This is a genomic window from Paenibacillus sp. FSL W7-1279 (assembly GCF_037969845.1).
In the GTDB taxonomy this organism is placed as follows: Bacteria; Bacillota; Bacilli; order Paenibacillales; family Paenibacillaceae; genus Paenibacillus_AQ.
Window position 1 is genome coordinate 3440343 of sequence record NZ_CP150215.1, and the last position, 11954, is coordinate 3452296.

The following is an 11954-nucleotide window of genomic DNA, read 5'->3' on the forward strand; positions in this document are numbered from 1 at the left end:
AAGGCAAATCATTACCAATGAGAGAATGATCCTCGACTGCCTTATTCTCAAATATGGGCAGGATCCATACACACCATGTTGAATATATTTTTACATCCATACAGAGATCAAGGAGGTGGGCAGGTGGAACTTTTAAAGGTTTCATATGAACAGAAAACAGTATTACGTAACCTCATGGAACTCTATCAATACGATATGAGCCAATACGAAGCTGAGAGTGAGAATGACGTTAATGAATTTGGCCTGTACGATTATAAGTATTTAGACCATTACTGGACGGAAGAGGGGCGGTATCCTTACTTTGTAATACAATCAGGGAAGCTGGCCGGGTTTGTATTGGTGAGAGAAATAAAAACAGCAAGAGATTTCACTCGAAACTACTCCATGGCGGAATTTTTCATCTTAAAAAAATACCGAAAGCAGGCAATTGGTAAGGAAGCAGCCTTTAAAGTATTCGAAATGTTTAAGGGCAAGTGGAGTATTGCCTGGTTGGAAAAAAATCGGTCGGCCCAAGCATTTTGGACAAAAATCATCTCAGAATACACGATCGGCGAATATTCCGAAACAACGTTTTCAGGTAACCCTGCAATTGAATTTAATGCCTAACAGCTTGTTTGAAAATACGACGCATCCGCATGATGAGCCATTCAAATAAAAATGAAGAAGCTCGATATAAATCCGATCGGGACGGTCGCCTAACCGTCCTCCACTGAATATATCTGAAGTATTAGATGATTCAAGAGAGGATGTTGGCCTTGCAAGCTGTTTCTCATGATCTAGATCAAGGGTGGATCGCCTATACATCGAATCGTGCCGGATCGTTCGACATTTGGCTGTACCGACCGCAGGATAGGCTTCATGTTCAACTTACTCGGGGACTTGGCGCGGAATTCTCCGTTCCCTATTGGTCGCCGGACAGTAGGAGGATTGCATTTATCGGAATGGGAAATGTGGTCCACTTGCTGGATACCGCCACGCTTACCGCAGCCAGAATTGACCAAATCGAACCTTACACGTTGTTGGACTGGTCTCCTGACAACCGGTCGCTGGTGTATGTTAAAAACGGCCTGATCGTCGTCTATGATACGTTCACACATCGGAGCTATACCATCTCAGAGCCTGGAGCTAGCGATGTTCAATGGTTCCCTTCGGGTACAGAGCTTCTATTTGCGGCTCCGGATGCCAGCGGCATTACGCAGCTCTTCCGCATGCGGAGCGATGGCGAAAATCGGAGACAAATCACACGGAATATGAATGGACCGCTCCATAACGTTCGGATATCCCCGGACGGTGCCTTCGCACTCTATACATTCCCCGGTGCAAGCATCTCCATGATATCAACTGTCGATTTGGCAACCGGAACCGTCTATACGCTGGAGGGCGGACCGCTCGCCAAAAACTATTTTCCGTCATGGTCACCGGATTCCCAGAACATCGCCTACAGCGCAACCGCTTATGAAGAGCCGTATTATTATTCTCTTATCCAGATTGACAGCCGCACCGGACAGAATCAAAGGACGGTTGCGGTTTCCGACTGTTTTGCCACCCCTGTCGGGTTGTCGCCGGACGGTGCGAAAATCGCGTATTTGTCGGGATGCGGAGGTGTTGAAAGCGCTAGTCAGCTCTGGATCGTGGATATCAGGGAGCAGATGCCGGTGAACGTCGTCAGCGGCGGGCGTATTACCGCCGTGCAGTGGTCTCCCCGCGCCAGAAGGCTTCCGGAAAACATTTTCACCAGCCTCGTTTATCGGGTATCCTTTCCATATCCCGCAAACTGGCGTCAGGTAAGTGAAGAAAGATACGAAGGGGCCGACGGTTTTTTTCAGGTATCCGCGATTTCCTCGAGTGACCCTATTACCGAAGTATGCCACGCCGAAGCTTTTCATCCATTAATGCCTTACGGCTCATCACCAACGATTATCCATGTGAAGGTGCAACATCAAGACGCGTGTTTCATCTTCCCGTCAGCCGACCAGCCAGCCGAGATGAATAAGCAGTCCGCTCTGATCGTAAGATACCCCCGCCCTGTCCAGATCGGGGAAACATTCTACAATTATTTTATCTTGTTTGCGGACGTCAACCATATCCGTCAAATGGGTGCGCGGTTGTCTTTTTTATAATGCTGCGCATTTCTCCCTGGATGAACTTTATTTAATTCCTACTTGACAGGTGGAATTAATTGGTTTAATCTAGCCACAGGTATCACCCTTCAGTCATCATTAAATGATCATTCATTATCTTAGCATTGAAGGATAATGTCAGCCGATTGGTCCACCAAAGGCTCCTGTTTACTCCTCTGTCGTAAGTACGACGAAAGGGGGAGACGGGGGTCTTTCTGTATTTTCAAGTGTTAGCAATAGGGGATAAGGACCGGAAAACGGAAGTTCATGACCCGAGAAAGGAGCGACATGGAAGATAAGAATTGGGACTTGTTAGAGGAGGCCGATTGGCATTTTCGCAAAGTGGTACGCAGATTTGTCAAAGAACGTGACAAGATTTCGGTGGAAGGCATATCCTTGCCAGGCTTGTTGATTCTCAACACGATATTCCGGAATGGAGAGCAGAGGCTTGGCGAGCTGGCGGAACAGCTCGACTTCACATCCGGAGCTGTAACGGCGATATGCGACAAGCTGGAGACTTCCGGGTTCGCGATCAGAAGGCGTAGCAAGACGGACCGGAGAGCGATTGCCTTAGATATTACAGAAGCAGGAAGAGAGATGCTGCAGCGTAATGAAAATGTTGGCGGGTATATGATTGACCTCATCTTCGGCGCATTCTCGCACGAGGAGCTCAGGGAACTCATTCATTATTTTAAACAGCTCCATGAACATCTTGAAGGTTTCTCGGATTCCGTGCTTCAACAGTGTGCAATATTTACCGAGCCAAACGAAAGGAATGTTCAAGGTAATCGCGGCTCCGTGAAACGTTCAAACGCCTTTATTTCTTACTAAAAATCAAATTTGAAAGGAAGTTGTGACGATGGGACATCCGACGATTTATCCAACAGGTACAACGGTTTATAATCCGGAGAAGACTTGGAGCGGTTACACGATATATCAAGCAGCGGATACAGGAGCTCTCCTCATTGACATGAATGGGAGAGAGGTTCATTTGTGGAAAGGGCTTCGAGGATTTCCCAACAAGCTGTTTCCGGGTGGTTACGTGCTGGGAAGCACCTCCGAGCGCGACCCGAAATACGGGTTTCAGGATGAAACCAATCTGGTGCAGGTCGACTGGGACGGCAATATCGTCTGGAAATTTGACCGTTATGAATACATAGAGGATCCGGGGCATCCGCCCCAGTGGATGGCACGCCAGCATCACGATTATCAGCGTGAGGGCAATCCCGTCGGTTATTATGTTCCAGGGCAGGATCCGAAGGTGGATTCGGGAAATACGCTCATTCTGGCCCACAAGAATGTGAAACGTCCCGAGATATCCGACATCGAGCTGCTGGATGATACGATCATCGAAGTGGATTGGGAAGGAAATGTGGTGTGGGAATGGGCCGTCAGCGATCACTTTGATGAACTGGGATTTGATGAGGATGCAAAGCTCGCATTATCCCGCGATCCGAACACCCGCGGCTTTGGAGCTCATGCGGGCGATTGGATGCACATTAATTCGGCTTCGGTGCTCGGGCCTAACCGATTTTATGATGCGGGAGACGAACGCTTTCATCCCGATAATATAATCTGGGATGCCAGGGAAACGAATATTATTGCCATCATTGATAAAAAATCCGGGGACATCGTCTGGAAGCTTGGCCCCGATTATTCCACGGAGGAAACGAAGCATATCGGCTGGATTATCGGCCAGCATCATGCACATCTCATACCGCAGGGCCTTCCGGGCGAGGGTAACATTTTGATTTTTGATAATGGGGGTTGGGGCGGTTACGGAAAGCCGAATCCGGAAGCGGCGGATGGCTTGAAAATAGCTCGGCGTGACCATTCGCGCATCCTGGAAATCAACCCCGTTACTTTAGAGATTGAATGGCAATATACGCCGACGGAAGCCGGATTCCAGGCTCCGCTTGACTCTTACCGCTTTTACAGCCCGTATATCAGCTCGGCACAGCGGCTTCCCAATGGCAACACCCTGATTACCGAAGGGGCTGACGGGCGAATATTCGAAGTGACACGAGAATTCGAGCTGGTGTGGGAATATATTTCGCCTTATAAGAACAGCCGCAACTCCAATATGGTCTATCGCGCATACCGGGTTCCATATGAATGGGTTCCTCAGCTTGAATTGCCCGTTGAGACGGAGATTGCCCCGCTGGATGTTGCCGATTACCGTCTGCCGGGGGCCGCGCCGAGAGGTGCCGTTACAAGCGTGGAAGTCGAAGGTACAATCTCATATGGTGAGGGCGCGCTTTGCGTGGCCAGAACAGATGAAGTCGTGCATAAAGAGAGGGATCGGGATGAGTAGACATCAATCTTGGAAGCAATGGAGTTTTTGGATGCTGTCGGTGATTCTTATCATGAGTATGCTAAGCGGGTGCGGCAATGCTTTGGGTGAGCAGCAGGAGAATCGGCTCAAACTGAAAATCGCGGACATTTCCACCAATACCGTGTTTCGTGTGGCAAAAAGCAAGGGCTTCTTCGACAAACACGGAATTGATGCCGAATTGGTAAACTTCGCTACGCCGGCTGAAGGCGTGAACTCCTTATTCATTAAACAGGTAGACGTTGCGTTCGGAGCGGACTTCCCGCTCCTGAACGCTGTCAGCAAAGGCGATTACTCCATCTTTGCTTCCTCAGGAACGGCAACGGATTTAAGTGCGAGCGAATGGAAGCTGTTCGTTCGTAAAGAGATTGGAAGCGCTGCGGATCTCAAGGGGAAAAGGTTAAGTTTCTCAAGAGGCACTTTCATCCCCTATCTGTGGGATGTGTATTTGGCCGAAAACGGAGTTGCGCTCTCGGATGTGGAGCTGATCGGACAGGGAAGTTTCGACGAGGCGTATGTAGCTCTCAAAAAAGGCGACATTGACGCCGCTTGGGTATATGGAGCAGTGCTGAACGAGAAGTTCGGTGCGCTTACCGAAGCCAAAGAATTGTCGGATATGTCCAAGACACCGGTAAGGCTTGGTACCGGATTGATCGCATCGAATGAAGGGCTCAACAGTAACAAGCAAGGTTTCGTAGCGCTGCTGAAAGCGCTGGATGAAGCGTCAGCTTATGCCCAGGCGCATCCGGAGGAAACGGCGGATCTGATGTATGAAGAGGTCAAGCAGCCGAGAGAAGCAACGCTAAAGGATCTGCCGAAGAATCCATGGAATCTTGGTTTTACGGAAAAAGCCTACGAAGGATTACAGGGACAGAAGGAATATATGGTGGATAACGGGATCATCGAAAAGGACTTCGAGCTGAACGAAAAATTGAATCTGGATTTGGTAAGGGAAGCATTCCCGGATCGAGTCCTTGAACTGAAGTGAGGAGATGAAGACGATGAGAGCAGCGTCAAGGCAGAATGAAATCCACATTGAACAGTTGAATAAAAGTTACGCACAGCAAACCTCGGCAGGTGACTTGCACTATATTATCCAGGACGTCAATCTGGCGGTAAAAGGCGGCGAGTTCTTCGTTCTGTTGGGTCCAAGCGGGTGCGGCAAGTCGACGCTGCTGAGTCTGATCGCCGGCTTTGTATCCAAAACTTCGGGTCAGGTGAGAGTAGGCGAGAAGGAGGTGGACCGTCCGGGCCAGGATCGTGCCGTCGTATTTCAGCAAGCCGACTCCTCCTTGTTCCCATGGCTGACCGTAAGAGAGAATGTGGAATTTGGACTTCGGATGAAGCGAATACCTCCCGCGAAACGAAAGGACATATCCAGCCAGTTTATTTCGCTAGTGGGTCTTGCGGGGCATGAGAGCAAATATCCACGCGAACTGTCAGGCGGTATGAAACAACGGGTACAGCTGGCAAGGGTATTGTCCAATGATCCAGCGATTTTGCTCATGGATGAACCATTCGGCGCATTGGATGCGATGACAAGACGGACGATGCAAAGAGAGTTGGTACGCATATGGCAGGACACGGATAAAACCGTCATCTTCGTGACGCACGATATTCAGGAAGCTCTTCTACTCGGAGGACGTATCGGCATCATGTCAGCGGGTCCGTCCTCAAAAATAACGGATATCTACGAGGTGTCTCTCACCTATCCGAGAGATATATCTAATCCCGCTTTCCATGCGCTGTACAACCAAATCCAATCGCATTTTGACGAGTAGAGAGGAAGGGAACCCATGAGCAAGAAAATTAAGAAATGGTCGCTTCATATCCTGGTGTGGATTGCTGGTCTTGGCGTCTGGCATTTGCTTTCCCTTGCGTATGGGCCCGAAATTCTGCCAGGTCCAATCTATACCGCCAAGGGCGGATATGAATTGTTGATGGACGGCACCCTGATTCAGTATATCGGGATTAGTTCGTACCGGGTGCTGCTCGGATGGACCCTCGGCAGCCTGATTGCAATCCCGGCCGGACTTATCATCGGGAAGGTAGGGCCAATCCGCGCTTTTGCTGAACCGTTCCTCAATTTCATCCGGTTCATTCCGCCGATTGCTTTCATCACCTTGTTTCTGGTCTGGTTCGGCATCGGGGAAACATCGAAAGTTATGCTTATTCTGTATGCAACCTTCTTTATTGTGGTAATAAATACGTTGACGGGTGTGTTATCCGTAGAAGAGGATAAGATTCGCTCCGCCCGCAGCATGGGGGCATCCGAGTGGCAGATTGTGCAACATGTCATCATTCCTGCAACGATCCCATTTATGTTCACCGGCATCCGGCTTGCCATGGGAACCTCGTTCATGGCGATTATCGGGGCAGAGATGATCGCGTCTAATGAAGGCGTGGGGTATCTGATCTGGAATTCACGTTTGTTCTTCCGTACGGATTGGATTTTTGTCGGATTGATTTGTCTGGGATTGATGGGGTTCATAACGGACCGTGCCGTAGGTCTGCTCGGGCGCAAGTTGTTGTCCCGTTACGGGGTAGTCAGTACGAACTCACTCCGTAGATGAACGTAGTGCTGTTATACGAAGCCGCAGCTCCCTCTTATGGAGGGGGTGCGGCTTTTTCATTTGGAATAATGGATCACCATACTTAACCGGTTCATGGAGGAGCCGGAGTTATGATAAACATGCGGTTTATCGGCCTTAAACCGGATGGATTCCCCTTGCTTTACCGTATATTCCTCATGGTCGATACGAATGGTGATCTCCCCTTCGAATACGGTAATAAACTCCTCCGTCCCTTCGATATGAGCCTCTGCACTTAAATAACCGCCACAGTCCATTTCTAACGAATACATTTCAGATCGCCGCCCTTCCTCAAAAGGGAAAAAAGGATAAATTCGAACTTTTCCGTGATCCTCCACCAGCGCTTGCACCTCTTCTTGGGATACCACGACCGTTTCGGATTGAGGCTCATTAATCAAAGACGTAAAAGAAAGCTTTAACCCGTTCGCGATTTTCCAGACGGTTGTTATAGAGGGACTCGATTCTCCTCGTTCGATCTGGCCTAGCATCGTTTTGCTGATCCCAGTCATCTCCGCGACTTTATCCAGGCTTAGCTTCCTTTGCTCTCTTAGCAGCTTCATATTATTCGCCAATATTAAATGAATCGGCTTCAACATCATACACCGCCTTTTTTAGATTGTACGTTATAACATACATATTGTATAATTATAACGCACGTACGTTATAACGTACAATTATTACTACTATAACATACGCGAAAGGAGGGAGCGCGTGTTCATCGTTTCGCTGTTGACCTATGCGATTGTCGCGTCATTTACGCCCGGACCCAACAACATCATTTCGATGACGAATGCACGGAGCCACGGATTTAAGAAAACGATGCGCTTTATCGGAGGGGTAGCAGCTGGATGCTTGGTCATTATGCTGTTGTCCAGCTATTTCAATCTGGTATTATATCCATTCATCCCGAAGATCAGGTTTGTTATGAATATCATCGGATGCTTGTATCTGATCTATCTTGCCATAAAAATCATGCAGAGCAAGCCCCCTCATGCAGATGATAAGGCACGTGGATTCAATACCTTTTATTTCGGGTTCATCTTCCAGTTCATGAATCCGAAGGTTATTTTATACGGGATAACAGCTCGACCTTCGTCATGCCGATCTCTACTTCCCATGCACAGTTGATATCCTACTCGTTATTGCTCACGATTGTCGGCATTTGTGCCAACATGACCTGGGCGCTATTCGGTTCGCTGTTCCAGCATCTGTTATCCCGATATGAGCGCCCATTTAATATATCGATGGGATTGCTTCTGCTTTACAGCGCCTTTTCTATTTATGCCACGAACTGATTTGCTAGCTACAACGTAATGTCATCGCTCCTCAGCCAAAAGAACAAGGCTTCCCGAATCACACATCCGGAAAGCCTTGCTTTGTATTACTCGAAAATGTTGGAGATCTGCTCTTTCAGTTTGTTAGCAGATGCATGAAATTGGGTTAGTTCCTCGTCGTTAAACTCGAGATTCAGAATTTCCCGAACGCCTGTACGATCAACCACACAAGGTACGCCTAAGTATACGTCAGACACACCGTGGTAGTCCGTGAGCAGCGTGGATACATTGAGAACGGAACCTTCGTTTTGCAAAATGGAGACGATGATCCGATCGAGCGCCAATGCGATTGCATAGGAGGTGGAACCCTTGGCGTTAATGATTTCATAAGCCGCATTCTTGGTGCGGTCGAAAATATCTTCTTTTTCACCGTCAGTCAGATCGATTCCGATCCCCGCGATGTTGGCAATGCTCCAGAGCGGCAATTCGGAATCACCGTGTTCCCCGACGATATGGGCGTGAATGCTGCGCGGATTAATGCCTTTGTTTTGACCAATCAAATACCGGAAACGGGCGCTATCCAGCAAGGTGCCGGAGCCGATCACGCGATTGACGGGGAAGCCGCTCTTCTTCAACGTGACGTAAGAGAGAATATCCACCGGATTCGTAGCCACAAGAATGATGCCGTGGTCATTGTATTTCACGATGTTTTGGATAATATCGTCAAATATCGCCGTATTTCGCTTCAATAAGTCAATTCGCGTCTCGCCGGGTCTTTGGTTGGAGCCTGCGGCAATGACAATGATGTCTGCATCCTTGCAATCGCTGTAATCTCCAGCCCACAGCTTGACGCCTCCGGCAAAGGGGAGGCCGTGATTCATATCCAAGGCTTCACCAAGCGCTTTGTCATGGTTCGCATCGATTAATACCAGTTCAGATACTCTTTCGCGCAAGAATAAGGTGTACGCAGTCGTTGCTCCCACAGCTCCTGTACCGATGATCACCACGCGGGACGGACGCTGAGCTTCATTTTTTGTCATAAGTGTTTCGCTCCCTTGTACTGAGTTAATGAAATTTGGTGAATGGTATACTTCTGATGAATTATCCTAATAAAAGGCTGCCGGAACAGTGAATCCCTAACGCTTCATCGATAGTAATGATAACATATTCAGGAAGATTTAAGCAGCGGGATTGTGATATATTTCATCCTGTGTGTTCATTTTTAACTTTGACACTGTCAGAAACCATACACCTTCATCGGGGGAGGAGGATCACGCTTATGCCAAACGCGGTCACAGGTTATTATCGGCATTTCTATCAGATATAAACGAAGTAAGCAGTTGCCTTATTTCCTGAATCATGACCCTCTGATATTCATTACCGTCATGGTAGAGCTCTCCGATCTTCTTGTACGTTTGGTCCAGTTGTTCTTGATAGGATGCAGCTTGTTTATCGGGGTGGTTCCTCTTGAACTCATCCATGACGTTCTGGATATACGCCGGACGAGCGCCCCAAGTTCCGAGTACTTCACCTGTGCTTGCATGGAGGAAGACAGCAATTGGCTGTGCGCGTCCGCCATCCGTTAGAAAAAGGTCCATTGTTTCCATATGATCTTCCATGATGAGCACGTCGGACGGAATTCGGCTATATTCCAATATTCTAAATAGGACAGGTACATTCCATATGACATCCGGGCACCAATCCGTACAGAGAATCAGGCAGTGCAGATGGTTGAATGGGTTTCGCTCAGAAGTGAAGAATCCCTCAGTCTCTTTGTTCTCCCACTGGAAGCGATCATAGACTTGTCTGAATAATTCCTTCGTATTTGGGATTCTGCTCAATTTCATTTCTCGAATCTTCATATTCTCCATGAATTGGAGAGGCGTTAAACCCTGGCCGATTTTATGTTGGAGATGGAGGGGATAAGACATAGGATCATACGTCCTTTCATAACGTAATAGATTCATATTGAGATACATCCAAGTTAACGTTAGCTTAAGACAAAACTGACCATACAGAAATGGTCAGTTATTATCTGTTTATGAAAGTCAGATGTACTGAAGGTTGTGTTACCGAATGAAGCTATTCGTGAATAGGATGCGCAACATAGGCTGAGTTTCATGTATAATTCATTAAACATACCTGCCATTACGACAGTAAATTTTATTAATATAATGCCTGAGGTGGTCCCACTTGTTTGATATTCTTCTACCGGAGCAAAGCGAGTTCCCATTATACCAGCAGTTATATCTGCAAATTCGTGAGGGTATCCGTAATGGGGACATTCCCGACGGACAACGATTGCCTTCCGTTCGTGCCCTCCAGCTTCAGCTCAATATAAGCAAAACGCCGATCGAGACGGCTTATCAAATGTTAACGTCTGAAGGGTATGTGATCAGCAAACCGAGGTCGGGGCTATATGTCATAAATCCATACAAGGAACTATCTCACCATCATCAACAGCGGACCCCCTCCATAACAACGATGTCAGTTATGCATTCCAACGGGCACTTGAATCAAGGTCAAGGTGTTATTGACTTTAATCCCACTCGTTTAGATCAATCGTCCTTTCCAGTACGAACCTGGAATAAAATGCTCAAGGAAGCGCTGGAACAGCATGTGAGTGAAATGGGAATGTATGGGGATCCGCAGGGCGAATACGGGCTGCGCACCGTAGTTTCGGAATATCTGCGAAATTCCAGAGGGGTTATTTCAACACCTGATCAAATTGTGATCGGCGCCGGCACGGCCTATAGCATGGGCCTGCTTACCAGAGTACTGCCAGGACTTAAGCACATTGCGGTTGAGGAGCCGGGTTACAGCTTGGTACGAGATCAATTTCACTTGAATGGCTGTGATTTACTTCCGATTACGCTTAGTGATAAGGGAATCTCGCTTGACCAGCTGGAGAGCAGCCACGCACAGCTCGTATATGTAACACCATCTCACCAATTCCCGACGGGAAGCATCATGCCTTATCCGGAGCGGGAACGATTACTGGAGTGGGCCAATACCAGAAATGCATACATTATCGAGGACGATTATGACGGTGAGTTTCGTTACCAGGGAAAACCGATTCCTTCCCTGCAAGGGTTGGATCATAACGGGCGGGTCATATACGCCGGCACGTTCTCGAAAGTATTGACTCCGACACTGCGTATGAACTATCTCGTTCTGCCACCGGCGCTGCTGAATCACATATCCCACAAACGTCAGGAAGTATTCTTTGCCCCTTCACGCGTGGAACAGTGGGCAATGACCGCGTTTTTTGAACAGGGGCATTGGTACCGTCATATTCGTAAAGTACGTAATCTGTACAGGAAGAGACATCATCAGTTGATTGAGTTGATTGAGGCTTATCTTGGCAGGTTTGTTGAAATTACGGGTCAGAATTCAGGCCTCCACATTCAGCTGATCGTCAAAAAAGAAGTGTCCTCGGAGGAATTGATTCAGAGGGCGGCGAACGTCGGGGTTATCGTGTACGACCTGCGAAAAATGTGGATGAACCACCAGCAAGATGCAAACCAGTTCCCGAGGTTATATATGGGATTTGCAAGCTTGAACGCAGCTGACATGGAAAAGGGGATACGACTTCTGCAGAAGGCCTGGAACATGGATTGAACACGGCTTGTTTATG

General features: G+C 48.0%; 11 protein-coding genes and 1 pseudogene. 9 read left to right on the top strand and 3 right to left on the bottom strand.

The genetic code is table 11. From position 1 onward, the window contains the following. The first annotated feature begins 123 nt into the window (after positions 1–123). The 7 genes from MKY82_RS15270 (at position 124) to MKY82_RS15300 (ending at position 7025) form a co-directional block, all read left to right on the top strand. Positions 124–606, top strand: coding sequence for a GNAT family N-acetyltransferase (locus MKY82_RS15270; protein ID WP_339296488.1), 483 nt, complete (start codon positions 124–126; stop codon positions 604–606). A 140-nt stretch (positions 607–746) separates the two neighbouring features. Further along, positions 747–2120 (top strand): hypothetical protein, encoded by a 1374-nt coding sequence (locus MKY82_RS15275; protein WP_339296489.1) that lies wholly within the window; start codon positions 747–749, stop codon positions 2118–2120. Positions 2121–2408: 288 nt separating this feature from the next. Next, positions 2409–2951: a MarR family transcriptional regulator gene (locus MKY82_RS15280; RefSeq protein WP_220687433.1), complete on the top strand. Its 543-nt coding sequence runs from the start codon at positions 2409–2411 to the stop codon at positions 2949–2951. 28 nt (positions 2952–2979) lie between these two features. Further along, positions 2980–4434: an aryl-sulfate sulfotransferase gene (locus tag MKY82_RS15285; protein ID WP_339296490.1), complete on the top strand. Its 1455-nt coding sequence runs from the start codon at positions 2980–2982 to the stop codon at positions 4432–4434. Beyond that, the gene (locus MKY82_RS15290; protein WP_339296491.1) at positions 4427–5440 is read left to right on the top strand and encodes an ABC transporter substrate-binding protein; all 1014 of its coding nucleotides are present in this window, start codon (positions 4427–4429) and stop codon (positions 5438–5440) included. The genes MKY82_RS15285 and MKY82_RS15290 overlap by 8 nt, the downstream gene beginning before the upstream one ends. Before the next feature lie 13 nt (positions 5441–5453). Next, the gene (locus tag MKY82_RS15295) at positions 5454–6233 is read left to right on the top strand and encodes an ABC transporter ATP-binding protein (RefSeq protein WP_339296492.1); all 780 of its coding nucleotides are present in this window, start codon (positions 5454–5456) and stop codon (positions 6231–6233) included. 15 nt (positions 6234–6248) lie between these two features. Then, a complete protein-coding gene (locus MKY82_RS15300) occupies positions 6249–7025 on the top strand; it encodes an ABC transporter permease (protein ID WP_339296493.1) in 777 nt (258 codons plus the stop codon). Positions 7026–7081: 56 nt separating this feature from the next. On the opposite strand, the gene MKY82_RS15305 is transcribed toward MKY82_RS15300, so the two are convergent. Further along, positions 7082–7636, bottom strand: coding sequence for an XRE family transcriptional regulator (locus MKY82_RS15305; RefSeq protein WP_339296677.1), 555 nt, complete (start codon positions 7634–7636; stop codon positions 7082–7084). Positions 7637–7754: 118 nt separating this feature from the next. Between MKY82_RS15305 and MKY82_RS15310 the strand changes: the two are divergent. Continuing rightward, positions 7755–8338, top strand: a pseudogene (locus tag MKY82_RS15310) (LysE family transporter). Positions 8339–8424: 86 nt separating this feature from the next. On the opposite strand, the gene MKY82_RS15315 reads toward MKY82_RS15310, so the two are convergent. After that, positions 8425–9357, bottom strand: coding sequence for an L-lactate dehydrogenase (locus MKY82_RS15315; RefSeq protein ID WP_071220627.1), 933 nt, complete (start codon positions 9355–9357; stop codon positions 8425–8427). 252 nt (positions 9358–9609) lie between these two features. Then, positions 9610–10164 (bottom strand): thioredoxin family protein, encoded by a 555-nt coding sequence (locus MKY82_RS15320; protein ID WP_339296494.1) that lies wholly within the window; start codon positions 10162–10164, stop codon positions 9610–9612. Positions 10165–10510: 346 nt separating this feature from the next. Here MKY82_RS15320 and MKY82_RS15325 point away from each other — a divergent pair, with 346 nt between their 5' ends. After that, positions 10511–11938, top strand: coding sequence for a PLP-dependent aminotransferase family protein (locus MKY82_RS15325; protein WP_339296495.1), 1428 nt, complete (start codon positions 10511–10513; stop codon positions 11936–11938). Positions 11939–11954 lie beyond the last annotated feature (16 nt).

Excerpts from the sequence above, each read along its gene's own strand:
- MKY82_RS15275 (WP_339296489.1), top strand. The coding sequence starts at position 747 with ATGTTGGCCTTGCAAGCTGTTTCTCATGATCTAGATCAAGGGTGGATC.
- MKY82_RS15280 (WP_220687433.1), top strand. The coding sequence starts at position 2,409 with ATGGAAGATAAGAATTGGGACTTGTTAGAGGAGGCCGATTGGCATTTT.
- MKY82_RS15285 (WP_339296490.1), top strand. The coding sequence starts at position 2,980 with ATGGGACATCCGACGATTTATCCAACAGGTACAACGGTTTATAATCCG.
- MKY82_RS15290 (WP_339296491.1), top strand. The coding sequence starts at position 4,427 with ATGAGTAGACATCAATCTTGGAAGCAATGGAGTTTTTGGATGCTGTCG.
- MKY82_RS15295 (WP_339296492.1), top strand. The coding sequence starts at position 5,454 with ATGAGAGCAGCGTCAAGGCAGAATGAAATCCACATTGAACAGTTGAAT.
- MKY82_RS15300 (WP_339296493.1), top strand. The coding sequence starts at position 6,249 with ATGAGCAAGAAAATTAAGAAATGGTCGCTTCATATCCTGGTGTGGATT.
- MKY82_RS15315 (WP_071220627.1), bottom strand. The coding sequence starts at position 9,357 with ATGACAAAAAATGAAGCTCAGCGTCCGTCCCGCGTGGTGATCATCGGT.
- MKY82_RS15320 (WP_339296494.1), bottom strand. The coding sequence starts at position 10,164 with ATGAAATTGAGCAGAATCCCAAATACGAAGGAATTATTCAGACAAGTC.